At 55.9% G+C, this 24741-nt stretch carries 22 protein-coding genes and 1 pseudogene; 15 read left to right on the top strand and 8 right to left on the bottom strand.

Annotated features, from left to right (window positions below; translation table 11 throughout):
- Window positions 1-40 precede the first annotated feature (40 nt).
- From ACW9E7_RS13210 to mglC, 7 genes are all read left to right on the top strand, one after another.
- Entirely contained in the window at window positions 41-1189 is a 1149-nt protein-coding gene (locus tag ACW9E7_RS13210; protein WP_458727897.1) for a YbfB/YjiJ family MFS transporter, read from the top strand.
- 102 nt (window positions 1190-1291) lie between these two features.
- Window positions 1292-1960, top strand: a complete 669-nt coding sequence (gene folE, locus ACW9E7_RS13205; RefSeq protein WP_023312471.1) for a GTP cyclohydrolase I FolE — start codon at window positions 1292-1294, stop codon at window positions 1958-1960.
- A 19-nt stretch (window positions 1961-1979) separates the two neighbouring features.
- Window positions 1980-3137, top strand: coding sequence for a DUF418 domain-containing protein YeiB (yeiB, locus tag ACW9E7_RS13200; RefSeq protein ID WP_458727896.1), 1158 nt, complete (start codon window positions 1980-1982; stop codon window positions 3135-3137).
- A gap of 155 nt (window positions 3138-3292) precedes the next feature.
- Window positions 3293-4315, top strand: a complete 1023-nt coding sequence (galS, locus tag ACW9E7_RS13195) for an HTH-type transcriptional regulator GalS (protein ID WP_458727895.1) — start codon at window positions 3293-3295, stop codon at window positions 4313-4315.
- 294 nt (window positions 4316-4609) lie between these two features.
- Window positions 4610-5608 (top strand): galactose/glucose ABC transporter substrate-binding protein MglB, encoded by a 999-nt coding sequence (gene mglB / locus ACW9E7_RS13190; protein WP_008500923.1) that lies wholly within the window; start codon window positions 4610-4612, stop codon window positions 5606-5608.
- Between the two features lie 79 nt (window positions 5609-5687).
- Window positions 5688-7208 (top strand): galactose/methyl galactoside ABC transporter ATP-binding protein MglA, encoded by a 1521-nt coding sequence (mglA, locus tag ACW9E7_RS13185; protein WP_047174129.1) that lies wholly within the window; start codon window positions 5688-5690, stop codon window positions 7206-7208.
- Window positions 7209-7223: 15 nt separating this feature from the next.
- Window positions 7224-8234, top strand: coding sequence for a galactose/methyl galactoside ABC transporter permease MglC (gene mglC, locus ACW9E7_RS13180; protein ID WP_008500921.1), 1011 nt, complete (start codon window positions 7224-7226; stop codon window positions 8232-8234).
- Window positions 8235-8284: 50 nt separating this feature from the next.
- Here mglC and ACW9E7_RS13175 read toward each other — a convergent pair whose 3' ends face one another.
- The 6 genes from ACW9E7_RS13175 to ACW9E7_RS13150 all read right to left on the bottom strand — a co-directional run bounded on the left by ACW9E7_RS13175 (window position 8285) and on the right by ACW9E7_RS13150 (window position 13638).
- Window positions 8285-9673: a glutamine synthetase family protein gene (locus tag ACW9E7_RS13175; protein ID WP_271368678.1), complete on the bottom strand. Its 1389-nt coding sequence runs from the start codon at window positions 9671-9673 to the stop codon at window positions 8285-8287.
- Window positions 9674-9797: 124 nt separating this feature from the next.
- Window positions 9798-10514 (bottom strand): outer membrane permeability protein SanA, encoded by a 717-nt coding sequence (gene sanA, locus ACW9E7_RS13170; protein ID WP_008500918.1) that lies wholly within the window; start codon window positions 10512-10514, stop codon window positions 9798-9800.
- 127 nt (window positions 10515-10641) lie between these two features.
- Window positions 10642-11526 (bottom strand): cytidine deaminase, encoded by an 885-nt coding sequence (cdd, locus tag ACW9E7_RS13165; protein WP_348942956.1) that lies wholly within the window; start codon window positions 11524-11526, stop codon window positions 10642-10644.
- Between the two features lie 129 nt (window positions 11527-11655).
- Window positions 11656-12351 (bottom strand): CidB/LrgB family autolysis modulator, encoded by a 696-nt coding sequence (locus ACW9E7_RS13160; RefSeq protein WP_111965322.1) that lies wholly within the window; start codon window positions 12349-12351, stop codon window positions 11656-11658.
- Window positions 12348-12743, bottom strand: a complete 396-nt coding sequence (locus ACW9E7_RS13155; RefSeq protein ID WP_111965323.1) for a CidA/LrgA family protein — start codon at window positions 12741-12743, stop codon at window positions 12348-12350. Before ACW9E7_RS13155 ends, ACW9E7_RS13160 begins: the two co-directional genes overlap by 4 nt.
- A gap of 190 nt (window positions 12744-12933) precedes the next feature.
- Window positions 12934-13638 carry a type 1 glutamine amidotransferase gene (locus ACW9E7_RS13150; protein WP_133294813.1) on the bottom strand — a complete coding sequence of 235 codons (705 nt, stop codon included), beginning with the start codon at window positions 13636-13638 and terminating at the stop codon, window positions 12934-12936.
- A gap of 59 nt (window positions 13639-13697) precedes the next feature.
- Between ACW9E7_RS13150 and ACW9E7_RS13145 the strand changes: the two genes are divergently transcribed.
- The 6 genes and pseudogenes from ACW9E7_RS13145 to ACW9E7_RS13120 all read left to right on the top strand — a co-directional run bounded on the left by ACW9E7_RS13145 (window position 13698) and on the right by ACW9E7_RS13120 (window position 21514).
- Window positions 13698-14495 (top strand): AraC family transcriptional regulator, encoded by a 798-nt coding sequence (locus ACW9E7_RS13145; protein ID WP_133294812.1) that lies wholly within the window; start codon window positions 13698-13700, stop codon window positions 14493-14495.
- Between the two features lie 41 nt (window positions 14496-14536).
- Window positions 14537-15469, top strand: a complete 933-nt coding sequence (gene dusC, locus ACW9E7_RS13140) for a tRNA dihydrouridine(16) synthase DusC (RefSeq protein WP_133294811.1) — start codon at window positions 14537-14539, stop codon at window positions 15467-15469.
- Window positions 15470-15827: 358 nt separating this feature from the next.
- Entirely contained in the window at window positions 15828-17117 is a 1290-nt protein-coding gene (locus ACW9E7_RS13135) for a carbohydrate porin (RefSeq protein ID WP_252093315.1), read from the top strand.
- Between the two features lie 166 nt (window positions 17118-17283).
- Window positions 17284-18117, top strand: coding sequence for a BglG family transcription antiterminator LicT (licT, locus tag ACW9E7_RS13130; protein WP_115875840.1), 834 nt, complete (start codon window positions 17284-17286; stop codon window positions 18115-18117).
- 24 nt (window positions 18118-18141) lie between these two features.
- A pseudogene (gene bglF, locus ACW9E7_RS13125) lies at window positions 18142-20107 on the top strand (PTS beta-glucoside transporter subunit IIABC).
- Window positions 20108-20119: 12 nt separating this feature from the next.
- On the top strand, window positions 20120-21514 hold the full coding sequence (locus ACW9E7_RS13120) for a glycoside hydrolase family 1 protein (RefSeq protein WP_458727894.1): 1395 nt from the start codon (window positions 20120-20122) through the stop codon (window positions 21512-21514).
- Between the two features lie 39 nt (window positions 21515-21553).
- Here the strand turns inward: ACW9E7_RS13120 and yohP are convergent, their stop codons facing one another.
- The gene (yohP, locus tag ACW9E7_RS13115) at window positions 21554-21637 is read right to left on the bottom strand and encodes a small membrane protein YohP (RefSeq protein ID WP_015572324.1); all 84 of its coding nucleotides are present in this window, start codon (window positions 21635-21637) and stop codon (window positions 21554-21556) included.
- Window positions 21638-21840: 203 nt separating this feature from the next.
- Between yohP and mdtQ the strand changes: the two genes are divergently transcribed.
- Together mdtQ and ACW9E7_RS13105 are read left to right on the top strand one after the other, a co-directional pair.
- The gene (gene mdtQ, locus ACW9E7_RS13110; RefSeq protein ID WP_149366484.1) at window positions 21841-23259 is read left to right on the top strand and encodes a multidrug resistance outer membrane protein MdtQ; all 1419 of its coding nucleotides are present in this window, start codon (window positions 21841-21843) and stop codon (window positions 23257-23259) included.
- 49 nt (window positions 23260-23308) lie between these two features.
- Window positions 23309-24073, top strand: coding sequence for an SDR family oxidoreductase (locus tag ACW9E7_RS13105; RefSeq protein ID WP_455508448.1), 765 nt, complete (start codon window positions 23309-23311; stop codon window positions 24071-24073).
- Between the two features lie 87 nt (window positions 24074-24160).
- Here ACW9E7_RS13105 and ACW9E7_RS13100 read toward each other — a convergent pair whose 3' ends face one another.
- Complete coding sequence (locus ACW9E7_RS13100) at window positions 24161-24733, bottom strand: DedA family protein (protein ID WP_458727893.1); 573 nt, start codon at window positions 24731-24733, stop codon at window positions 24161-24163.
- Window positions 24734-24741 lie beyond the last annotated feature (8 nt).

Genomic DNA, 24741 nt, shown 5'->3' with positions numbered 1-24741 from the left:
TGCATCATAAATTTACTTTTCTTTAACAATTGGAGCGGTCATGGCGCTGCGTATTGCGCTCAGTGGGTTTGTCGTTCTGGTGGTGGCGATGGGGATAGGACGCTTTGCCTTTACGCCTCAGGTGCCGCTGATGATTGCTGCCGGGCAGCTTACGTTGACCAGCGCGGGTCTGGTCGCGGCGATGAACTATCTGGGCTATCTGGTGGGCGCATGGGATGCCATGCGCGCGCACCGCTTTGTGGAAACGCGCCTCTGGCTTGGCATCACCGGCGCGGTGGCGCTGACGCTGCTCTCCGCGGCGGCGGATAACGCCGTCGTACACGGCCTGCTGCGTTTTGTGATTGGCTGCATGAGCGGCTGGTCGATGGTACTGATTGCCGCCTGGACTAACGAACGGCTTGGGCAGTTGGGTAAACCGGGCCTGAGCGCTGCCGTATTTGCCGGACCGGGGGCGGGCATTGCCCTGAGCGGGCTGCTCGCCGTCTACATCCAGGCGAAATCCCTTTCGGCCGGGGCGGCATGGCAAATCTACGGCGTGCTGGCGCTGGTGCTGATTGCGCTGGTGGCGCGCTACCTGCCGCGATCCGGGCAGCTCCATCGACCGGGCACCGCACCAGAGCCGCTGGTGCTGACGGCGGATTTAAAACGCCTGGTCTGGAGCTACAGTCTGGCTGGCTTTGGATATATCCTCCCGGCGACCTTCCTCTCGCAAATGGCGGCGGTGCGTTTTCCCGGCAGCCTGTTTGCGCAGTTCGTCTGGCCGATTTTTGGTCTCGCCGCCGTAGTGGGCATTGGGCTCAGTATTCTGTTACGCCATACCTCAACGGCTAACCGCAGGCTGGCGATCGTACTGTGGTTACAGGGCGCAGGCGTGCTGGCGGCCTGGCTGCTGCCGGGGATTGGCGGGTTGCTGACGGGCGGGCTGCTGGTGGGCGGCGGCTTTTTGTGTGCCGTGCAGCTCTCTCTTTTATACGGCCGCGAGCTGGCGCCAGACCACACGCGTTATATGGCAGGCCTGCTCACCACCGGGTATGCGATTGGGCAGTTGATTGGCCCCGTCACCTCGGCGTTATCAACCTGGTTTACCCACCGCCTGGAGCCCGCGCTTGGCCTGGCGGGTATGGCGCTGTTCGTTGGAGGAGCGCTGGTCTGGAATCGTCACGCTGAAAGGCAACAGCAATTGCAATAATTATCGTCGTGAATACTGGATTATGTGCGTCGCCTCACGCACAATGAGCGCATACTTTTGCCACAACGAGGGCAAAAGACGCCACACCTGCAGGAGAATAAAATGTCATCACTCAGTAAAGAAGCTGCCCTGGTCCACGAAGCCCTGGTTGCGCGCGGTCTTGAAACGCCACTGCGTCCGCCCGTACAGGATTTGGACAATGAAACCCGCAAGCGTCTGATTGCCGGTCATATGACCGAAATCATGGAGCTGCTGAATCTCGATCTGAGTGACGACAGTCTGATGGAGACGCCGCACCGCATCGCGAAAATGTACGTCGACGAAATTTTCTCCGGCCTGGATTACGCCAACTTCCCGAAAATCACCGTCATTGAAAACAAGATGAAAGTGGATGAGATGGTGACGGTGCGCGATATCACGCTGACCAGCACCTGCGAACACCATTTCGTGACCATCGACGGTAAAGCGACCGTGGCGTATATCCCCAAAGATACGGTGATTGGCCTGTCGAAGATCAACCGCATCGTGCAGTTCTTTGCCCAGCGTCCGCAGGTGCAGGAGCGTCTGACGCAGCAGATCCTGACCGCGCTGCAAACGCTGCTGGGCACCAATAACGTGGCCGTCTCTATCGACGCGGTTCACTACTGCGTGAAGGCGCGCGGCGTGCGTGATGCGACCAGTGCAACGACCACCACCTCGCTGGGCGGCCTGTTTAAGTCAAGCCAGAATACCCGCCAGGAGTTCCTGCGCGCCGTACGTCATCACAACTAAGTCTTACAGGGCAGGGACCATGGAGCGAAACGTCACGCTCGATTTTGTTCGCGGCGTCGCCATTCTCGGTATCCTGCTGCTTAATATTACCGCCTTCGGTTTGCCGAAGGCGGCGTATCTCAATCCCGCGTGGTATGGCGACATCACCCGCAGTGATGCCTGGACCTGGGCAATCCTCGATCTCTTTGCGCAGGTCAAATTCCTCACGCTCTTCGCCCTGCTGTTTGGCGCAGGCCTGCAGCTTCTCCTCAAACGCGGCACGCGCTGGATCCAGTCGCGCCTGACGCTGCTGGTTATCCTCGGCTTTATCCACGGCCTGTTCTTCTGGGACGGTGATATTCTTCTCGCGTATGGGTTAGTCGGGCTCATCTGCTGGCGGCTGATCCGCGATGCGCACAGCGTTAAAAGCCTGTTCAACACCGGCGTGATGCTCTATGTCATGGGGCTTGGCGTCCTGCTATTGCTGGGGATGATCTCCGGGGAGACGACAAATCGTGCCTGGATCCCGGATGCCGCTAACCTGCAGTACGAACAGTTCTGGAAGCTGAAAGGCGGTACGGAAGCGATAAGCAACCGCGCGGATATGCTGGGGGATAACCTCCTCGCGCTGGGCGCGCAATACGGCTGGCAGCTGGCGGGCATGATGCTGATGGGCGCGTCACTGATGCGCACCGGCTGGCTGAAAGGGGAATTCAGCCTGCGTCACTATCGTCGCACAGGCACCGGTCTGGTGCTGCTTGGCGTGCTGATTAACCTCCCGGCGGTGATTGTGCAGTGGCATATCCACTGGGATTACCGCTGGTGCGCGTTCCTGCTCCAGGTGCCGCGTGAACTGAGCGCGCCGTTCCAGACCATTGGCTACGCGGCGCTGATCTATGGCTTCTGGCCCTCGCTTTCCCGCCTGTGGATTGTCAGCGCTATCGCCTGCGTGGGCCGAATGGCGTTGAGCAATTACCTCCTGCAAACGCTCATATGTACCACGCTTTTCTATCGTTTTGGCCTGTTTATGAAATTCGACCGCCTTACGCTGCTGGCGTTTGTTATTCCGGTCTGGGTGGTAAACCTGGCGTTTTCTGTTTTCTGGCTACGCTATTTCCGCCAGGGACCGCTGGAGTGGGTGTGGCGTCAGTTAACCGCATATGCTTCAGGGGTATCATTGAAAAACACATCCAGATAACGATCTGGATCACAATCATTAACAAAACGGATGTAAGCGTTTTCATGACTGTGAGCTTCTTCACGTAGTCCCCTTTCTCTCGCTGCCAAAATAGCCACCTTGCTAAACACAGGGGGTGTCTGTGAGTTGCTGCAATCCTTTGAAGGATGGTGAATATGATCACCATTCGTGACGTCGCCCGTCAGGCGGGCGTTTCTGTGGCTACCGTCTCACGCGTGCTGAACAATAGCGCGCTGGTCAGCCCTGAAACCCGAGAAACCGTAATGAAAGCCGTGACCCAGCTCGGGTACCGGCCAAATGCCAATGCCCAGGCGCTTGCGACGCAGGTCAGCGACACCATCGGCGTGGTGGTGATGGATGTCTCGGATGCCTTTTTCGGCGCGCTGGTGAAAGCGGTCGACATGGTGGCACAGCAGCATCAGAAATATGTCCTGATCGGCAACAGCTATCATGAGGCGGAAAAAGAGCGCCATGCCATTGAAGTGCTGATCCGCCAGCGCTGTAACGCCCTGATTGTCCATTCAAAAGCCTTGAGCGATGAAGAGCTAACCGGATTGATGGAGCAGATCCCGGGCATGGTGCTGATCAACCGCATTGTCCCCGGCTATGCCCACCGCTGCGTCGGGCTGGATAACGTCAGCGGCGCCATGATGGCCACGAAAATGCTCATCAACAACGGGCATCAGCGGATCGGTTATCTGGCCTCCAGCCATCAGATTGAAGATGACGAACTGCGGCGCGAGGGGTGGCAAAATGCCCTGAAAGAGCACGGCATTACGCCATCCGAAAGCTGGGTGGGGACCGGCACGCCGGACATGCAGGGCGGTGAGGCGGCAATGGTGGAGCTGCTGGGTCGCAATCTGCAGCTTTCTGCGGTGTTTGCCTATAACGACAGCATGGCGGCTGGCGCCCTGACGGCACTGAAGGATAACGGCATTGCGGTGCCACAGCATTTATCACTCATTGGTTTTGATGATATCCCGATTGCCCGTTACACCGACCCGCAGCTCACAACGGTGCGCTACCCCATTGCCTCTATGGCGAAACTGGCGACTGAGCTGGCATTACAGGGAGCGGCAGGGCTGCTGGATCCGGGCGCAACGCACTGTTTCATGCCGACTTTAGTACGTCGCCACTCCGTCGCGTCCCGGCAAATTGTGGTTCCGATCACTAACTGATTAGATCAGGTGATGTAACCGTTTTCAATCTGTGAGTAAATTCACAGTATCTTAACAAGGCGCTGACTATGATGTCAGCGTTTTAGGGGCTGAAACGCTATGTAACAGTGATTATTCACTTTCACTATAGCCAATGTGCCGCAAACAACGAATAAAACGCATTTCTGGAGCGTTACCGAACACGGAAGAGAGAAATTTTATAAGTGAACTTCGGCTGTCAGTAACGTTTTATTAACACCTGCCCGCCGATCGTTATTCACAAGAACTACCCTGCATAAAAAAACCGGAGATACCATGAATAAGAAGGTGTTGACCCTGTCTGCTGTAATGGCAAGCATGCTTTTTGGTGCAGCAGCGCACGCTGCGGATACCCGTATTGGTGTGACCATCTATAAATACGACGACAACTTCATGTCTGTTGTGCGTAAAGCGATTGAGAAAGATGCGAAAGCAGCGCCAGACGTTCAGCTGCTGATGAACGACTCCCAGAATGACCAGTCCAAACAGAACGACCAGATCGACGTTCTGCTGGCGAAAGGCGTGAAAGCCCTGGCCATCAACCTGGTTGACCCGGCTGCAGCAGGCACGGTCATTGAAAAAGCGCGCGGTCAGAACGTGCCGATCGTCTTCTTCAACAAAGAACCTTCCCGTAAGGCGCTGGATAGCTACGACAAAGCGTATTACGTCGGTACTGACTCTAAAGAGTCCGGTATTATTCAGGGCGATTTGATCGCGAAACACTGGGCGGCGAACCCGAACTGGGACCTGAATAAAGACGGTCAGATTCAGTTCGTGCTGCTGAAAGGCGAGCCAGGCCACCCGGATGCTGAAGCGCGTACTACCTACGTTATCAAAGAGCTGAACGACAAGGGCCTGAAAACCCAGCAGCTGGCGTTAGATACCGCGATGTGGGATACCGCTCAGGCGAAAGATAAGATGGACGCATGGCTGTCCGGCCCTAATGCCAACAAAATCGAAGTCGTTATCGCCAACAACGATGCGATGGCAATGGGTGCGGTAGAAGCGCTGAAAGCACACAACAAATCCTCAATCCCGGTATTCGGCGTGGATGCACTGCCAGAAGCGCTGGCGCTGGTTAAATCCGGTGCGATGGCCGGTACCGTGCTGAACGATGCCAACAACCAGGCGAAAGCCACCTTCGATCTGGCGAAAAACCTCGCCGACGGCAAAGGCGCGGCAGATGGCACCAACTGGAAAATTGACAACAAAATCGTTCGCGTACCTTACGTGGGCGTAGACCAGTCCAACCTGGCTGAGTTTATCGGTAAATAAGTTAGCGGTACTGTCTCCACTGGGCGCAATTCGTTGCGCCCTTTTATAACGCGATATGCGAGGCCAACAAGGTATAATTATGGTCAGCACAACAACTCAGTCATCCGGTGAATACCTGTTGGAAATGAGCGGTATCAACAAGTCATTTCCCGGCGTTAAGGCACTCGATAATGTTAATTTAAAAGTTCGTCCTCACTCTATTCATGCCTTAATGGGGGAGAACGGTGCGGGTAAATCAACATTATTAAAATGTCTTTTTGGGATCTATCAAAAAGATTCTGGCAGCATTCTTTTTCAGGGGAAAGAGATCGATTTCCATTCAGCGAAAGAAGCACTGGAAAACGGTATCTCGATGGTTCACCAGGAATTAAACCTGGTGCTGCAGCGTTCAGTTATGGATAACATGTGGTTGGGACGTTATCCAACCAAAGGTGTCTTTGTCGATCAGGACAAAATGTATCGCGACACCAAAGCGATTTTCGACGAGCTGGATATTGATATCGATCCGCGCGCCCGCGTGGGAACATTATCCGTCTCCCAGATGCAGATGATCGAAATCGCCAAAGCGTTCTCCTATGATGCGAAAATCGTCATCATGGACGAACCAACATCGTCATTAACGGAAAAAGAGGTTAACCACCTTTTTACCATTATTCGTAAGCTAAAAGATCGCGGCTGCGGCATTGTGTACATCTCCCACAAAATGGAAGAGATCTTCCAGCTGTGCGATGAGATCACCATCCTGCGCGACGGTCAGTGGATTGCCACGCAGCCGCTGGAAGGGCTGGACATGGACAAGATCATCGCCATGATGGTCGGCCGTTCCCTGAACCAGCGCTTCCCTGACAAAGAAAACAAGCCGGGTGAAGTGATTCTGGAAGTGCGCAACCTGACCTCGTTACGTCAGCCGTCTATACGCGATGTCTCCTTCGACCTGCATAAAGGTGAAATCCTGGGGATTGCCGGCCTGGTCGGGGCAAAACGTACCGATATCGTCGAAACCCTGTTTGGTATCCGTGAGAAAGCTCAAGGCACCATTACGCTGCACGGTAAGAAAATTAACAACCACAACGCCAACGAAGCTATTAATAATGGTTTCGCGCTGGTGACGGAAGAGCGTCGTTCGACCGGTATTTATGCTTATCTGGATATTAACTTTAACTCGTTAATTTCTAACATTCGCAACTATAAAAACAAAGTTGGACTGCTGGATAATTCCCGCATGAAGAGCGATACCCAATGGGTGATTGACTCCATGCGCGTGAAAACGCCAGGCCATCGCACCCAAATTGGTTCGCTGTCAGGCGGTAACCAGCAGAAAGTGATTATCGGCCGTTGGTTATTAACCCAGCCAGAAATTCTGATGCTGGATGAACCTACCCGCGGTATTGACGTCGGCGCGAAGTTTGAAATTTATCAGCTGATTGCCGAGCTGGCGAAAAAGAATAAAGGGATCATTATTATTTCTTCCGAAATGCCGGAATTGTTAGGGATCACGGACCGTATTCTGGTTATGAGCAATGGTCTCGTCGCCGGTATTGTTGACACCAAAACGACAACGCAAAACGAAATTTTGCGTCTTGCGTCTTTGCACCTTTAAGATCAGGGGCTCCTCATGAGTGCGTTAAATAAAAAAAGTTTTCTCACTTACCTGAAAGAAGGCGGTATTTACGTTGTTCTTTTAGTCTTGCTGGCAATCATCATTTTCCAGGACCCTACGTTCTTAAGCCTGCTGAACCTGAGTAACATTCTGACCCAGTCCTCCGTGCGTATTATCATTGCGCTGGGCGTGGCGGGCCTGATCGTGACCCAGGGGACGGACCTTTCTGCCGGTCGCCAGGTGGGTCTGGCGGCGGTTATCGCGGCAACTCTGCTGCAGTCGATGGAAAACGCTAACAAGGTCTTCCCGGAAATGGCCACCATGCCGATTTTCGTGGTGATCCTGATTGTCTGCGCCATCGGTGCGGTGATTGGTCTGATCAACGGAATTATCATCGCCTACCTGAACGTGACGCCGTTTATCACCACCCTGGGTACGATGATCATCGTTTACGGTATCAACTCCCTGTACTACGACTTCGTCGGCGCTTCGCCAATCTCGGGCTTTGACAGCGGCTTCTCGACCTTTACGCAAGGGTTTATTGCGCTTGGCAGCTTCCGCCTGTCGTACATCACCTTCTATGCGCTGATTGCGGTGGCCTTCGTCTGGATCCTGTGGAACAAAACGCGCTTCGGCAAAAACATCTTCGCCATCGGCGGTAACCCGGAAGCGGCGAAAGTCTCCGGCGTTAACGTAGCTCTGAACCTGCTCATCATCTATGCCCTGTCCGGCGTGTTCTACGCCTTCGGTGGGATGCTGGAAGCGGGCCGTATCGGCTCTGCAACCAACAACCTCGGCTTCATGTATGAGCTGGATGCGATCGCAGCCTGCGTGGTGGGCGGCGTCTCCTTCAGCGGCGGTGTGGGTACGGTACTGGGCGTGGTGACCGGTGTGATCATTTTCACCGTCATCAACTACGGGTTGACCTATATCGGCGTGAACCCGTACTGGCAGTACATCATCAAGGGCGCCATCATTATCTTCGCGGTTGCGCTGGATTCACTGAAGTACGCCCGTAAGAAGTAATCGTCTCTCTCCATACCCGGCCCGCTCACCGAGCGGGCTTTTTTTATGCTCTATGCCAGATGGGACTCCTCTCGGGTCACAATGCGCTCAAACCAGTCGAGTTCAGAGAGCTTGCAGGCGACCCACTGTTCGGAAAAGGCATCGCCCAGGCTGTCGGTGAGATACTGACAGCGGGCAAAGGCCTCAATCGCCTCCTGCTGGAACAGCGGCAGTTCCGGTTGGTCGTGCTGCGGTTCAGGGAGATCCCCCTCGTCGATATGTTCCAGCCCGTACAGCATGCCGGTCAGGATAGTGGCCGCCACCAGATACGGATTCGCATCGGCCCCGGCCAGCCGGTATTCGATACGACGGTTGCTCTCATCCGAGCAGGGAATACGCAGGGCGGCGGAGCGGGTGTTATAGCCCCAGGAGTTAAAGACGGGTTCCGTCAGGCTTTTACGCAGGCGACGAAACGCGTTGACGCCTGGCGCAAGAATGGCGACGGAGGCGGGCATCAGCGCCAGCTGGCCCGCGACGCACAAACGTATCATGCTGTTAAGCGCGTTCACCGGGGAAGCAAAGACGTTTTCGCCGTGACGATTGTTCAGGCTGAAATGGAAGTGCAGGCCGCTGCCGGCAAGCTGGCTGAAAGGCTTAGCCATAAAGTTGGCCTGCAGACCGTGCTTTTCAGCAACGTAACGGGTCAGGCGACGAAGCGCCAGCACGTTATCGCAGACCTCAACGACGCGATGGCTGTGCTTCAGGTTTAATTCGTACTGTCCGGACTCGGCTTCCGCCACGACCCCTGACAGCGGGATGCGCTGCAGGTGGGCCAGCTGTTCCAGCTCGTCAAACAGCGCCGCATGCGCCGACGAGGTATCCATGTGAAAACAGCCCTGATTTTGCGGATCGCGTTCGCCCTGTCCCGTCAGATAGAACTCGATTTCCGGGGCAATGACCGGGAAAAGGCCGTGCTGGTGGAAGCGGGCCACGACGTTCTGCAGTATCGCGCGCGGCTCAAGCGGGCAGGGGTTACCGTCGCTGTCTTTCATCGTCAGCAGGATCTGCGCCGTGTGCTCTGGATCCTGCGGACAGGGGCGCAAAGAGCCGGCGACCGGGACGCACAGCCGGTCGGGTTCATCATAAAGCGAGGCGGCGATTTTTCCCTTCTGGTCCATTGAGTAGACGGAAAGCGGAAAATAACAGCCTTTTTCCAGATTCAGCATGCTCTCTACCGAGAGGCGCTTGCCGCGCATCGTGCCGTTGATATCGTTCAGGTAAACGTCAACATGTTTCGTTTGCGGGTAACGTTCCAGGTAATCGGCCACTTCCACGGCAACGTTGTGCTGCAGGGCGTCAATTTTTTCATCCAGCCAGAGACCAGAATTAAGTGCGCCAGGGAGTGATAAACCGGGAAAGTTAAAGTAGGGGCGGAGACTTTTGAGGAAAAACGCATTCATTATCGAGTTCATAGTCATTCTTCAATGAAGCCGTAGCGGCAGTGAACTCAGCTTAAAAGAGCAGACGTAAAGGGGAGATAAAAAGCGTCAGGCCGGCCGTAAAGAAAGTATAAAGGCGGTCCCGCTATTTCTCTTTTTTCTGCATATCCAGCAGCTGCTCGGGCGTGACGGCCGGGTAACCCTGCGCGTCTTCCGGCACTTCGTGCATCGCCGGAATCGGCACCAGCGGGCCTAAAAAGCGCGGTTCGCGCTTAAAGATATACAGATCGGCCAGGGCACCAAAGCGGGCGCCGAACTCGCGCACGCGCACGCTCAGCATATCTTTTGGCGACGGCACCGCGTAGCACTGCGCCTGAATGCCCATATGCAGGGCGATAAACAGCGCGCGCTCGCAGTGGAAGCGCTGGGTGATGATGATGAAGTCGTTGGTGTCGAAGACTTTGCGCGTGCGCACGATGGAGTCCAGGGTGCGGAACCCGGCGTAGTCGAGCACGATATCGGCCGGATCCACGCCCGCAGCAATCAGGTCCTTACGCATCGTCACCGGTTCATTGTAGCTTTGCAGGGCGTTATCGCCGCTCAGCAGCAGGTAGTTCACCTTGCCGCTGTTGTAGGCGTTCAGCGCGCCCTGAATGCGGTAACGGTAATACTGATTGATTACGCCGGTGCGGTAATACTTGGCGGTGCCAAGCACCACGCCAACCTGACGATACGGCAGGTCCTGCAGGTCATCAAAGATGTAAGGGGCGGTTTTCCAGCTCATCCAGCGGTCGAGACCCAGCACGATCAACAGCAGTATGCCGACCAGGACAGACAGGCTGTAAAAAACGCGCTTTAACATGCAGATGGCTCGTACCGAAGGTGAAATTTAACTCAGGCTACTTTACCCGCCTGGTTAGCGCAAGAAACAGCGACTCAACTGAGGGGTTTTTCAGCAAACGGGCGGGCATTTTTGCCCGCCGGAAGGATTACGCCAGCAGTACGCGGTCAATCGTCGTACAGCCCAGCGCTTTTAGCGTTGCGGCGGTGGCATCCCACTGGATCAGCGGCGCATCGGCAATTTCAGCCAGAATGGCGCGCTGAATGTCCGGATAATCATAGCCGTTCAGGCTCAGCAGGTTGAGTGCGCCCTGCAGCGGCGGCAGCGTTGGGTTAAACGCGGCGTTTTCCGCATAGCTGCCGGTGAAGATTCGGCCATCACGGCACTGCAGCGCCACGCCGCTCGGGGACTTGCTGTACGGCGTGTGGCTCTTGTTGGCGGCGGTAATCGCCGCCTGGCTCAGGTCATCGCCGGACAGGGCGAAACCGTGGTCCTGATCGTCCATCAGCAGCGTTTTGATCTCCAGATCTTTCGGACCAAATGCGTCAGGCAGATAATCGCCCAGCGTGTGCGGCGCGCGACCCGGCAGGTTGATGCGCAGCTGCAGCCCGCTGTTCAGCTCGTTCATAAACTGACGGCAGTGGCCGCACGGAGTGTAGTTAACGGTAATCGCGCTCAGGGCTTTTTCACCGCGCAGCCAGGCGTGGCTGATGGCGCTCTGCTCGGCGTGAACCGTTTGCTGCATGGTCGCGCCCAGGAACTCCATATTGCCACCGAAGTACCAGGTTCCGCTGACGCCGCGCGCAATGGCCCCGACGTTGAAGTGGGAGAGATCGGCCCGCGCGCAGGCGGCAGCCAGGGGTAGCAGTGCGAAAGCCAGCGCGTCTTCGTCCAGTCCCGTTGCCTGTTTCAGCATCGTGACCTGCTCCGCGGTCAGCAGGGCGGGGAAGTGTGCATCTGCCAGAACGGGAGCCAGGGCTGACTGCAAATTCTCTGCAAGCTGGGCGAAAGCAGCTTGAAAACGTGGGTGCATGGCGTTTGCCTCATAAAGGTTAATGGATCGGTAGTTTACGGAGCCGCCAGGGCTTTATATGTGATCCACTTCTCATTATGCATGCAACTTATGAAAGCAAAATGAAATTTGCGCGACGCATCGCAAATTTTAGCCCATCACCGCCAGAATCAGCGGGAAAATGAACGGGGCCAGCAGGGAGGTGATAATTCCGCAGATCACCAGCGCCAGCGAGCTAAACGCCCCTTCCTGATAATCCAGCTCCGCGCAGCGGGCAGTGCCCAGGGCGTGGGAAGCTGTCCCCATCGACAGACCTCGTGCCGCTTTAGTATGAATGCGCATACCGTTCAGCAGGCTGTGGCCAAACACCGCGCCGAGAATACCGACGAAAATAACGCACATCGCGCTAATTGCCGGAATACCGCCGAGGCTACCGCCAACCGCCATCGCGATAGGCGTGGTCACAGATTTAGGCAGAATAGAGGCGGCAATCTGCGGCGAGGCCCCCATCAACAGCGCCACCGACGTACCGGTGATCATCGCCACCAGGCTGCCGACAAAGCAGATGGTAATGATGGATTTCCAGCGGGCGCGGATCTGGTGTAGCTGCTCATATAAAGGAAAGGCGAGCGCCACAACGGCGGGCTGCAGCAGGTCGTTTAAAATTTTGCTGCCGGCAAAGTAGCGTTCGTAAGGAATGCCGGTGAGCAGCAGGAACGGAATAATCACCACCATTGCCACCAGCAGCGGGTTCAGCAACGGCATTTTGAAACGCGCGGCAAGCTTACGTGCGGCGAAGAATACTGCGAGGGTGAGCGGCAGCGACCACCAGATATTGGCCATCATTTTTTTGTTTTCTCCCCAATCACGTTACGTTCGCCATGCACCAGATGCGAACTCCAGCTCACGACCAGGAAAACCACCAGCGTACTCACCGCGCAGGAGACAACAATCGGGCCGAACTGGGCCTTGAGCAAATCAAAATACTGCATGACCCCGACGCCGATAGGCACGAAAAGCAGCGCCATATAGCGAATGAGGACGAAGCAGCCGGGATTGACCCACTTTGCAGGCAGGATTTGCAGCGCCAGCAACACGAAGAGGATCAGCATGCCGATAATGCTGCCGGGAATGGTGATGGGCAGCAGTGACGCGATGAAAATCCCGGCATACAGGCAGGCGTAAATCAGGACGAATGCGCGCAGATATTGCCAGATAATGTTCAATGTTTTGCTCATGGTTATAGTCCTTGCTGAAACGCATTCATCATACAATTAAACCTAAAAATGTGCCACGGATCACATCATGAATTTTGAGCATACCAGACATTCCGGAATGGAACGTCCGGTATCATCTTACTGGTGCAGGCAATAGTTTAGAGGAAAGGAATTGCACTGGCGAAGTAACGCGCCAGAGAAGGCATCAGCGTCAGGCGGTCAGTTTATCGAGAAAAGAAAACAGCACCTGGTTCATTTCGCGATAATCATGCGAGCGGAGTTTTTCCGCCGTTTCGACAAAACGGAATTCACCCGCGCGGCGGAGGTCATTCTGCGAATGCTCAATCAGCAACTCTACAACCTCCGGCGTCAGCTCCATATGGCACTGAAAACCGTAAACCCGTTCGCCATATTCCACGATCTGACGGGGGCAGCCCTCGCTGTAAGCCAGCACTTTAGCCTGCGGCGTCAACCCTGGCATGTCGTTATGCCAGTGACCGACGTTCAATTCGTGGCCAAAATCCGCAAACAGCGGGTTCGCCTTGCCTGCATCGGTGAGCCTGACGGGAAATTTGCCGATCTCTTTTTCCGGGCTATGGCAAAACGCTGCCCCCAGCGCTTCGCCGATAAGCTGCGAGCCAAGACAAACGCCTATCACCGTTTTACCTGCCTCTATCGCGCGGCTGATGAGTGTCTTTTCCGCCTGTGCATCGAACCAGGGACATTCCTCAGGCGTGGTAGCGGGGGACTGCGGGCCTCCCATGATGATAAGCAGGTCCGTGGTCCCCAGCTCCTCGGGTAAAGGATCGCCCTGATAAACTCTGGTGTAGCTCAGAGTATGGCCGCGGCTTTTCCCCCAGATTTCATAGGCGCCCGGCGCTTCGAAATGTTCATGAATGATAAATTGAATGTGCATTGCGTCTCTCTTCGGTTACATGTACAAGCAGCATCATAAGTGGAAGGGAGGAATGTGAAATGCCAACCGTTATCGATAAAACGCCAATTCATGACGATGACATCGGATGGTCCAGAGGGGCTATTAGCTATACGCGCGGCGAAGTGGATCCGCCTCACCAGCATTCACAGGGACAGCTTTTGTTTGCCATCAAAGGGGTGATGCTGGTCGAAACCGGCAATAAGCGTTGGGTCATACCGCCGCAGCGCGCGCTGTGGATCCCTCCCTTTCAGGAGCATACCTACAGCGTGTTATCCGCAACGGAGCTCCGCGCGGTCTGGTTTAGCCCTGCGCTGATATCGCAATGCGGATCTTTTAAACGGAAAGAAGAGGTTTACGTCATTATGGCGACAGCGTTGTTCAAAGAGCTGATTGCCGGGCTGTTCAGTGCGGAATACCGGCCAGCCACTCAGCGCAGCATGGCCGTTTTGCTGCTCGATATTCTCAGTGAAGCTCAGCAAATCTCGGCCGAATTACCGATGCCCGTGGATGAGCGCTTACATCGCGTTGCCTGTGACATCATTGCCAACAATCTCTGGGATCTTTCTCTGGAAAGGCTGGCGGAACGGGCCGCGATGTCTGAGCGCACATTTTCACGCGCGTTTATCAAAGATACTGGCTTTAGCTTCCGGGCCTGGCGACAGCGCGCAAGGATTTGTGCCTCGCTGGACCTGCTCGCCAACGGATACCCGGTTAAGCAGGTGGCCTGGATGCTGGGGTTTTCAGGGCAGGCGGCATTTGCGGCGGCGTTTCGCGCCGTTGTCGGGGCAACGCCGGCTGACTTTCTCCCTGAACAGAAGCGCTTCCCAGCGATATAGAGAGCGGCTACTATAGCGCGTCTTTTTTCACAGGTACTGCTATGCGTGTTTTACTGGCCCCAATGGAAGGCGTGCTCGACTCCCTCGTGCGCGAGCTTCTGACCGAGGTGAACGACTACGATCTCTGCGTGACGGAATTTCTGCGCGTAGTCGATATGCTGTTGCCGGTAAAATCCTTCTACCGTCTGTGCCCCGAGCTGCACAACCAGAGCCGGACCTCTTCCGGCACGCTGGTGCGTATTCAGCTGCTCGGCCAGTATCCCGAATGGCTGGCGGAAAACGCCGCCCGCGCGGTTGAGCTGGGCTCTTACGGGGTGGATCTCAACTGCGGCTGTCCGTCGAAGCTGGTGAACGGCAGCGGCGGCGGAGCGACCTTGCTGAAAGATCCTGAGCTGATTTATCGCGGCGCGAAAGCCATGCGCGAGGCCGTGCCCGCGCATTTGCCGGTGACGGTTAAGGTGCGCCTGGGATGGGACAGCGACGCGCGGCAGTTTGAAATCGCCGATGCGGTGCAGCAGGCCGGAGCCACCGAGCTGGTGGTGCATGGCCGCACCAAAGAAGACGGCTACAAAGCCGAGCGCATAAACTGGCATGCGATCGGCGAGATCCGCAAACGCCTCTCTATTCCGGTGATCGCTAACGGCGAAATCTGGGACTACGAGAGCGCGCAGGCCTGTCTGCAGGCCACCGGCTGCGATGCGGTAATGATCGGTCGCGGCGCCCTGAACGTCCCTAACCTCAGCCGGGTGGTGAAATATAACGAACCGCGAATGCCGTGGGCAGACGTCGTCACGCTGCTGCAAAAATACAGCCGTCTGGAAAAGCAGGGCGATACCGGTTTGTATCACGTCGCGCGAATTAAGCAGTGGCTGAGTTATTTACGCAAAGAGTACGATGAAGCGCTGGGGTTATTTCAGGAGATTCGGACATTACAGACGTCGGCTGATATTGCCCGGGTAATTCAGTCGAAATAATAAGCGTTAAATTGCTCACACTTTTTTAAAACAGAAAACAGTTCAGGTTTTCAACGTGGCGCGACGGTGTTAAGGTGCCACTGTTTTCAACGCAGGATTGTTACTGGTTAACAGGCAAAACCTAAGCGTTTCACAGCATTTTCGCTGTGGAGCGCTTAGGTTTTTTTTTGCCTGTCGTTTACGCAGGAGAGACATTTGGCTTAGCGCTTTTTAATGATTTTAAAAAATGAATTATCGACAGGAAATAGAAAAATTTCCTGCGGCCGGTTACGCACTCAATACTCAATCACAGGTTGTTATCATGGCATATAAAAATAAACTCTATGCGCTCGCCTTATTGGCGATATCCCCGCTGTCGATGGCGCAAGACTGGAACGGTACGGTACTAGGTTTTGAGGCTCCACCGGCGCCGCTTCTCGGCAATATGCTCGGTGTGCGTAAAATTCTCAATGATAACGGCTTTACGTACAATCTCGGCTATTTGAATGAGATCGGCTGGAACGGCGGCGGTGGCTATAACCACGACTCCCACGTGGCCTATATTGACCAGTTCGCGCTGACCTTCAACCAGGACCTGGAGCGCTGGACCGGTATCCCGGACGCGCGTATCGAGGGAAACATCGTTAACCGCAACCACAATGACGATCTCACCACCAAACGCGTGCAGGACCCGCGCGTCAACTTCAACGATCTGACCCAGGAGAGCTGGGGCGGGCAGTCGATTACCCGTCTGGGCTGGCTGACCTTTGCCCGCAGCTTTGACAACCGGCGTCTGACCTGGCGCATAGGGATGATGAACAAGGTGCAAACCTTCGATCAAATTATCCCCTGTGATTTCCAGCTGCTGTCCCAGTGCGGCGGAAAGTCCGCCAACTCGCTGACCTGGAACAACTGGAACGTGCACACCTGGGGCACCACGCTTGCCTATAAACTCACGCCGACGCTGACCTTAAAAGGCGGCGTGATGGAGCAGAATCCGCAGGCCGCCAGCCGCAGCCATGCGTGGAGCTGGTCGACGAAGGGCAGCAAAGGGATCTTACTGCCGGTTGAAATCGAAGCGCGTCCGCTGATTAACGGCCTGCCGGGCGCGTACAACCTGGGCGTGGTGTTTACCAACGCGCCGCAAACCGATCTCTATCGCGGCAAATCGGGTGGGGCGGGGGCGACGGACCCGGACGGATTCGATACGCACAGCCGGACCTGGTTTATGTACGCCGGACTGAACCAGCAGCTAACGCAGCATCAGGACGATCCGAATCGTGGGTTGAGTACCTCGTTCAGCATGAGCCTTGCGGATCAGAGCAGTAACTACATGCACCAGGTTTACGCCGCCTCGCTGCGCTACCGCGGGCTGTTTGATGCGCGACCGGAAGACTGGATTGGCTTTGGCTTAACCTGGATTGATATGAGCAGCCAGTACGCCCGCAACCAGCGTTACCTGAACAGCCTGAGCGGCGTAAGCGATTATGACAATCCGGCGTATCACCCGGTGCCGGGCCATTCCCTGAACGGTGAGTTTTACTACCGTTTTCGTCCGGCGTCATGGCTCGAGCTGCAGCCGGGCATTCAGTACTGGCATCATCCCGGCGGGGTCAGCCGCACCCAGGATGCCTGGGTCACCGAGCTGAAAACGGTGGTGACCTTCTGATATCACCGTAGCAAGTTCGATCCGCGTCACGTTTCTGACGCGTGACGCATTGAGGCTACGAATGAAACTGATAGAGTGCCAGAACTGGATTGTTACTGCTTATGCAGGCAAAACCTGATTTTCTGGCATCTGCCGGAGGTCAGGTTTTTTTGTTTCTGGGGTTCCGATGAAAATCGCCAAGATACTCAATAATAACGTGGTGGTTGTTCAGGATGAGCGCGGGCGCGAACAGGTGGTGATGGGCCGTGGGCTGGCCTTTCAGAAGCGCGTCGGTGAAGCGCTGGATACCGCGTTGGTTGAAAAGGTGTTTGCATTACAAAGCGATGAACTGGTGCGTCGGCTTGGGGAGCTGCTGAGTCAAATTCCGCTGGAGGTGATGACCACCTGCGATCGCATCATCGGGCTGGCGACGCAGCGGCTGGGCAAGCTTCAGGAGAGCTTGTATATCACCCTCACCGATCACTGCTACTTTGCTATTGAGCGGCAGAAGAACGGGCTGGCCATCAAAAACGTGCTGCTGTGGGATATCAAACGGCTGTATCCGAAGGAGTTCGAGTTAGGGCAGGAGGCGCGGGCCATTATCGCCAGACGCCTGAACGTCGAACTGGAGGAGGATGAGGCCGGTTTTATCGCGCTGCATCTGGTCACCGCGCAGCTGAACAGCGAAATGCCGGAGGTGATGCACGTGACGCGGGTGATGCAGGAGATCCTCCAGCTGGTGAAGTATCAGCTGCAGCTTGAGTATGACGAAGAGTCGCTCAGCTATCAGCGTTTTGTCACCCACCTGAAGTTTTTTGCCCAGCGGATGCTCACCCGCACCGTGGTGGAAGATGACGATGTCTCGCTGCATACTGCAGTAAAAGACAACTACGCGAAAGCGTGGAAATGCGCCGAGAAAATCGCCCAGCACCTGAACAAAAGCTATCAGCGTGAGCTGACAACAGAAGAAATTATGTTCCTCGCCATTCATATCGAGCGGGTGAGAAAAGAGGGGCGTTAAGCCTCAAAACAGGATTGTTACTGCATCACGCAGGCAAAACCTGAGCGCGGCCTTCGTCAGAAGGCCGTTCTCGGGTTTTTTTATTTTTGTACTCAGTCAACAGGTGCCTGCGGGCATCGGATGTAAGGAAATCGAGATGGAATACCAGGCTTTAGCGAAGGATATTCTCGGCCACGTTGGCGGAAAAGAGAACATCGTCAGTCTTGTGCACTGCGCGACCCGGCTTCGCTTCAAACTGAAAGAGAATCAACGGGCGGATGCGGAAGGGCTCAAGAAAAATCCGGGCGTAATCATGGTGGTCGAAAGCGGCGGCCAGTTTCAGGTGGTGATTGGCAACCACGTTCACGACGTCTGGCAGGCTGTCCGTAATGAAGCAGGCCTTACGGATGACGCCCCTGTTGTGGAAGAGAAGGGTGAAAAGGGGAACCTGCTGGGCCGCCTGATCGACATCGTCTCCGGGATCTTCACCCCGTTTATCGGCATTCTGGCCGCGTCCGGTATTCTGAAAGGGCTGCTGGCGCTGGCCGTGGTATGCGGCTGGCTCACGACCGGGAGCGGCACGTATAAAATCTGGTTTGCCGCCAGCGACGCGCTGTTCTTCTTCTTCCCGATGGTGCTGGGCTATACCGCCGGGAAAAAGTTCGGCGGCAACCCGTTTATTACCATGGTGATCGGTGGGGCGCTCACCCATCCGGTAATGATTGCGGCGTTTAACGCCAGCCAGCAGCCGGGCGCGGTGTCGGACGCCTTTTTGGGCATCCCTGTCACCTGGTTCAACTATAGCTCGTCGGTGATCCCGATTATTCTCGCCGCGTGGGTGAGCTGCTGGCTTGAAAAACAGAGCACCAGGCTGCTGCCTTCCTCGATGAAAAACTTCTTCGCGCCGCTGATCTGTCTGGGCGTAACCGTGCCGCTGACTTTCCTCGTTATCGGGCCGCTGGCGACCTGGCTGAGCCAGCTGCTGGCGAACGGCTATCAGAGTATTTACGTTCTGGCGCCGTGGCTGGCGGGTGCGGCGATGGGCGCGCTATGGCAGGTCTGCGTTATTTTTGGCCTGCACTGGGGGCTGGTGCCGCTGATGATTAACAACCTGGCGGTGCTGGGGCATGACTCCATGCTGCCCATGCTCTTGCCCGCGGTGTTTGGTCAGGTGGGGGCGGCGCTGGGCATTTTCCTGCGCACCCGCGATGCGCGTCAGAAAATGCTGGCCGGTTCATCCGTGACGGCAGGTATTTTCGGTATCACCGAACCCGCAGTGTATGGCGTAAACCTGCCGCTGCGCCGTCCGTTTATTTTCGGCTGCGTGACGGGGGCTATCGGCGGGGCGATTGTCGGCTTTAGTGACACCCACGTTTACTCTTTCGGCTTCGCCAATATCTTTACTGTTGCCCAGATGATCCCGCCGGGCGGCGTGGACGCCACGCTGTGGGGCGGCATTATCGGTACGGTGGTGGCGCTGGTACTGAGCTGCGGCCTGACGCTGGTCGCCGGTATGCCAGGAAACACCGCGACAGAAGGGGCGGTCTCCATGGGTGAAAACGATGTGCTGGCACCGATGACCGGCACCGTTCTGGCGCTCGACCAGGTGCCGGATACCACCTTTGCCAGCGGCCTGCTGGGCAGCGGTGCCGCGATTATTCCCTCCGATAACAAAGTGGTTGCCCCGTTTGCCGGCGTGGTGGCCTCTCTTTTCCAGACCAAACACGCCATCGGCCTGCTTAGCGACAGCGGGATTGAAGTGTTAATCCACGTGGGTATCGACACCGTGAAGCTCGACGGCAGGCCGTTTACCGCCCACGTGAAGGTGGGCGACAAGGTACAGCCCGGCGATCTGCTGCTGGAGTTTGACCGACAGGCGATTATCGATGCCGGATTCGACCTGGCGACCCCGATTATTATCAGTAACAGCGATGAGTATCGCGACGTGGTGACCGTGGCGGCAACGTCCGTCAGTGCCGGTGCGCCGTTACTCAGCGTAAGCCATCAATAACAGGAGAACGTGATGAAAACTTTCCCGGACGATTTTTTATGGGGCGGCGCGGTTGCCGCGAATCAGGTAGAGGGCGCGTATCTGGAAGAGGGAAAAGGGCTGTCCACCTCAGACGTTCAGCCGCGCGGTGTCTTTGGCCCGGTGGTTGAGCGCGTGGCGGGTGACAGCGGCATCAAGGATGTTGCCATCGACTTCTATCATCGCTATCCCGAAGACATCAAACTGTTCGCTGAGATGGGCTTTAGCTGCCTGCGCGTCTCCATTGCCTGGACCCGCATTTTTCCGAACGGCGATGAGCAGCAGCCTAACGAGGCGGGGCTGGCGTTTTACGACCGGCTGTTTGACGAGCTTGCTGTGCACAACATTACCCCGCTGGTGACGCTGTCGCATTACGAAATGCCGTGGGGGCTGGTGAAGCAGTACGGCGGGTGGGGCAGCCGCCAGACTATCGACTTCTTTGAACGCTATGCCCGTACCGTGTTCGCGCGCTACAAAGTGAAGGTGAAGCTCTGGCTTACCTTTAACGAGATCAATATGTCTCTGCACGCGCCGATGACCGGCGTGGGCCTCCCGGAAACCAGCAGCAAAGGTGAAGTGTATCAGGCAATCCACCACCAGCTGGTGGCCAGCGCGCTGGCGGTGAAGGCCTGCCACGAGATCGTTCCTGATGCCAGAATTGGCAACATGCTGCTGGGCGGCCTGATGTATCCGCTGACCTGCAAGCCGGAAGATGTTCTGAAGACGCTGCAGGAAAACCGCACCTGGCAGTTCTTTGGCGACGTGCAGTGCCGCGGCGCCTACCCGGGGTATATGCAGCGCTTCTTCCGCGACAGCGGTATTCAGCTTGAGGTCACGGACCCCGACCGCGAGGCGCTGAAATCGACCGTCGATTTTATCTCCTTCAGCTACTACATGACGGGCTGCGTTACCGCGGATGAAGCTCTCAACCAGCAGGCGCGCGGCAACATCCTGAGCATGGTGCCAAACCCGCATCTGGCAAGTTCCGAATGGGGCTGGCAGATTGACCCCATCGGCCTGCGTACCCTGTTAAACGTGCTCTGGGATCGCTATCAGAAGCCGTTGTTTATCGTGGAAAATGGCCTCGGGGCGAAGGATAAACCGGATGCGGACGGCGTGGTGCAGGATGACTATCGCATCAGCTACCTTAACGACCATCTGGTACAGGTGCGTGAGGCAATTGATGACGGCGTTGAGGTGATGGGATATACCAGCTGGGGGCCAATCGATCTGGTGAGCGCGTCTAAAGCTGAACTCTCTAAGCGCTACGGCTTTATTTACGTCGATCGCGATGACAGCGGAAAAGGCACGCTGGCGCGCAGCCGCAAAAAGAGTTTCTACTGGTATAAAGAGGTTATTGCTACGAAAGGGGCTTCGCTGAAAGCCTGATATCGAGGACGTTGCCCGGCGATGCGCCGGGCAAAGGAATCAGAAAATCATCTTGAATACACCGGTAACCACTAAGAGACCTATCAGAAATATAATCAAAATAACCCACAGTAATATTTTCATTCCCTTCTCCCGCTCATGTATGTCCTGAATAAGTGTAGCAGCGTATTTATGGTTGGCATGAATGTATTAAATTTAATCATTATTTTTAGGAATAAATTTCCGTGTATTAAGATGTATGACAATTTGCGGATTGCCACGCATTACTAAAAAAATGAACGACACTGAGCGTAACGTGCGCCTTTATTTTTTGAGTTTATGGCGTCATGAAACGTTCTCTTATTTTTTCTCTGAGTGCTCCCTTCGTTTTTATTCTGGCAGCCTGTGCGCCTGAACATGCCACGGTATCTCCCATTAAAACGCAAACCGCTGCGGCGTCGGTGAATACGCAGCTTCGTCATACCGACTGGCCGAAAAATGAGTGGTGGAAAGAGTATAACAATCCCGAACTTAACGGCCTTATTGCTAAAGCATTGAGCGATGCGCCTGATATGCAGATTGCCCGTCAGCGCATTACGCTTGCCGAAGCCCAGGCCAAAGCCGTAATGGCAGCCGACGGTCCGCAGATTAATTTTTCCGCCGATGCGGAACGTCAGAAAATGTCCGCCGAAGGGCTGATGGGACCGTTTGCCTTTACCGACCCGGCTGCAGGCACCACCGGGCCGTGGTACACCAACGGCACCTTTGGCCTGACCGCAGGCTGGGATCTCGATCTGTGGGGAAAAAATCGCGCCCGGGTCGAGGCCCGGATTGGCAAAGTGAATGCGCAAAAAGCGGAGCTGGAGCAGACGCGTCAGCTGCTGGCCAGCAGCGTGGCGCGGCTCTACTGGGAGTGGCAAACGCAGGCCGCCGTGGGGGAGGTTCTCGCCCAGATCAAACATGAGCAGGACAATATTATCGGTGCCGATCGCGAGCTGTATCAACACGGCATCACCTCCTCCGTGGAGGGCGTCGAAACGGATATCAACGCCAACAAAACCGAAGCGCAGCTGGCAGAAGTCAACGGGAAGATGAAAGCCGTTGAGGCGCGCCTGGTCGCGCTGACGAACGCCTCTTCCGTGACGCTGACGCGGCACGCCTTGCCGACGGTGGAAGCCTCGTTACCGTCGACGCTCGGTTATGAACTGCTGGCACGTCGTCCGGATCTTCAGGAGGCGCACTGGTATATCGAAGCCTCTATGAGCGAAGTGGAGGCTGCCCGAGCGGCTTTCTACCCTGACGTGAACCTGATGGCATTCTTACAGCAGGATGCCCTGCACCTGAGCGATCTGTTCCGCTCTTCCGCGCAGCAGATGGGCATGACCGCCGGGCTGACGCTGCCGATTTTCGACAGCGGCAGGCTGAACGCCAGCCTGGATATCGCACAGGCGCAGAATAATCTCTCGGTGGCGAACTACAACAAAGCGGTGGTCGAAGCCGTCAATCAGGTGGCACGTACGGCCAGTGAAGTCGAAACGCTGACGGCGAAGAACAGCCACCAGCAGCAGGTTGAAAAAGATGCGGCACGCGTTGTGGCGCTTGCCCAGGCGCGTTTCAGCGCGGGGATCGTTGCGGGCTCTCGGGTCAGTGAAGCCAGAATACCTGCCCTCAAAGAACATCTCGAAGGATTACTGTTAAAGGGGCAGTATGTCGACGCCACGCTGCAGCTGACCTCGGCGCTGGGCGGTGGCTATCATCATGGCTAAAAAGGTCATTATCTATACTTACCTCTTTGCAGTTTTTCAGGAGGTGAGTATGACCAGAGTAGCGATTGTGACCGCATCGGATTCCGGGATCGGTAAAACCACGGCGCTGATGCTTGCAGAGCGCGGGTTTGATATTGGCGTCACCTGGCATTCGGATGAAAAAGGGGCGCTGGAAACCTGCCGCGAAGTTGAAGCGCAGGGGCAGCGCGCAGAGGCTATCCATCTTGACTTAAGCACACTGCCAGAAGGCGCAGAGGCTATTGAAACGCTGATTGCGCGTTTTGGCCGGCTGGACGTGCTGGTCAATAATGCGGGTGCGATGACCAAAGCGCCGTTCCTTGAAATGCCGTTTGACGACTGGCGGAATATTTTCACCGTCGACGTGGACGGCGCGTTTCTCTGTTCACAAATTGCCGCCCGGCAGATGGTGAAGCAGGGGGAAGGGGGGCGAATTGTGAACATTACCTCGGTGCATGAGCACACGCCGCTGCCGGAGGCGAGCGCCTACACGGCGGCAAAACATGCGCTCGGCGGGTTAACCAAATCCATGGCGATGGAACTGGTTAAGCACAATATTCTGGTAAATGCCGTCGCGCCGGGTGCCATTGCCACGCCGATGAATGACATGAACGACAGCGAAGTGAAGGAAGGCTCAATGCCGGAAATACCGCTGGCAAGGCCGGGCCACACTAAAGAGATCGCCAGCCTGGTGGCATGGCTTTGCGACAGCGACGCCAGCTATACCACAGGGCAATCGTTTATCGTCGACGGGGGCTTTATGCTGGCGAACCCGCAGTTTAAGCCGGAGGGGTAGTTTTCCCCTCTCCCTGTGAGAGAGGGTGTTTTTAGTTCCCTCTCCCTGTGGGAGAGGGTTAGGGTGAGGGCATCAGGCCGCACCCGGCTACTCCTCATCCCGCGTCTTTTCCCGATGCTTCAACCACAGCCTGACCCCAATCACCGCCACCACTACCAGAATCAGCCACGCCCAGTGCTTCAGATGCTGGTCGAGATTATGCAGCCACGGGCCAATCACTTCGCCCCCTACGTAGCCGAGCGTCGTAAAGATCATCGCCCAGGCAATCGCACCAAGAACATTGAGCGGCAGGAAAATTTTTGGCGGCAGATGACTGGCACCAATCAGTATCGGCCCGATAATGCGAAAGCCATACATAAAGCGCGTGCCAATGACGAACAGATAGGGATGACGTTGAATGAGCCGCTGAGCGCGGCGGATTTTCTTTTGATGCTTTGCGAAGCGTTTAAGCAGCGTTGGCCCAAAGCGCAGCCCGAGAAAGTAGAGCAGCTGATCGCCAATCATTCCACCCAGCGCGACCGCGGCAACGACCAGCGGGAACTTCAGTAATCCCTGATGTGCGGCGACGCCCCCTAACAGCGTGATGGTTTCACCTTCTGCCACGCTACCGATGATCAGCGCGGCATAGCCATATTGCTCAATGAGTGCGTTAATATCCATTACGTAAA

The sequence above is a fragment of the Enterobacter sp. H2G27 genome, from assembly GCF_054403075.1.
This window is presented reverse-complemented; position numbering and strand designations above follow the sequence as displayed.

What these genes read in the sequence shown, in the direction of transcription:
- ACW9E7_RS13155 (WP_111965323.1), bottom strand. Translation starts at nt 12,743, where the DNA reads ATGAGCAAAACATTGAACATTATCTGGCAATATCTGCGCGCATTCGTC.
- mglA (WP_047174129.1), top strand. Translation starts at nt 5,688, where the DNA reads ATGGTCAGCACAACAACTCAGTCATCCGGTGAATACCTGTTGGAAATG.
- ACW9E7_RS13160 (WP_111965322.1), bottom strand. Translation starts at nt 12,351, where the DNA reads ATGATGGCCAATATCTGGTGGTCGCTGCCGCTCACCCTCGCAGTATTC.
- mdtQ (WP_149366484.1), top strand. Translation starts at nt 21,841, where the DNA reads ATGAAACGTTCTCTTATTTTTTCTCTGAGTGCTCCCTTCGTTTTTATT.
- mglC (WP_008500921.1), top strand. Translation starts at nt 7,224, where the DNA reads ATGAGTGCGTTAAATAAAAAAAGTTTTCTCACTTACCTGAAAGAAGGC.
- cdd (WP_348942956.1), bottom strand. Translation starts at nt 11,526, where the DNA reads ATGCACCCACGTTTTCAAGCTGCTTTCGCCCAGCTTGCAGAGAATTTG.
- ACW9E7_RS13120 (WP_458727894.1), top strand. Translation starts at nt 20,120, where the DNA reads ATGAAAACTTTCCCGGACGATTTTTTATGGGGCGGCGCGGTTGCCGCG.
- folE (WP_023312471.1), top strand. Translation starts at nt 1,292, where the DNA reads ATGTCATCACTCAGTAAAGAAGCTGCCCTGGTCCACGAAGCCCTGGTT.
- yeiB (WP_458727896.1), top strand. Translation starts at nt 1,980, where the DNA reads ATGGAGCGAAACGTCACGCTCGATTTTGTTCGCGGCGTCGCCATTCTC.
- yohP (WP_015572324.1), bottom strand. Translation starts at nt 21,637, where the DNA reads ATGAAAATATTACTGTGGGTTATTTTGATTATATTTCTGATAGGTCTC.
- sanA (WP_008500918.1), bottom strand. Translation starts at nt 10,514, where the DNA reads ATGTTAAAGCGCGTTTTTTACAGCCTGTCTGTCCTGGTCGGCATACTG.
- ACW9E7_RS13135 (WP_252093315.1), top strand. Translation starts at nt 15,828, where the DNA reads ATGGCGCAAGACTGGAACGGTACGGTACTAGGTTTTGAGGCTCCACCG.
- galS (WP_458727895.1), top strand. Translation starts at nt 3,293, where the DNA reads ATGATCACCATTCGTGACGTCGCCCGTCAGGCGGGCGTTTCTGTGGCT.
- ACW9E7_RS13150 (WP_133294813.1), bottom strand. Translation starts at nt 13,638, where the DNA reads ATGCACATTCAATTTATCATTCATGAACATTTCGAAGCGCCGGGCGCC.
- ACW9E7_RS13100 (WP_458727893.1), bottom strand. Translation starts at nt 24,733, where the DNA reads ATGGATATTAACGCACTCATTGAGCAATATGGCTATGCCGCGCTGATC.
- ACW9E7_RS13105 (WP_455508448.1), top strand. Translation starts at nt 23,309, where the DNA reads ATGACCAGAGTAGCGATTGTGACCGCATCGGATTCCGGGATCGGTAAA.
- mglB (WP_008500923.1), top strand. Translation starts at nt 4,610, where the DNA reads ATGAATAAGAAGGTGTTGACCCTGTCTGCTGTAATGGCAAGCATGCTT.
- dusC (WP_133294811.1), top strand. Translation starts at nt 14,537, where the DNA reads ATGCGTGTTTTACTGGCCCCAATGGAAGGCGTGCTCGACTCCCTCGTG.
- licT (WP_115875840.1), top strand. Translation starts at nt 17,284, where the DNA reads ATGAAAATCGCCAAGATACTCAATAATAACGTGGTGGTTGTTCAGGAT.
- ACW9E7_RS13210 (WP_458727897.1), top strand. Translation starts at nt 41, where the DNA reads ATGGCGCTGCGTATTGCGCTCAGTGGGTTTGTCGTTCTGGTGGTGGCG.
- ACW9E7_RS13175 (WP_271368678.1), bottom strand. Translation starts at nt 9,673, where the DNA reads ATGAATGCGTTTTTCCTCAAAAGTCTCCGCCCCTACTTTAACTTTCCC.
- ACW9E7_RS13145 (WP_133294812.1), top strand. Translation starts at nt 13,698, where the DNA reads ATGCCAACCGTTATCGATAAAACGCCAATTCATGACGATGACATCGGA.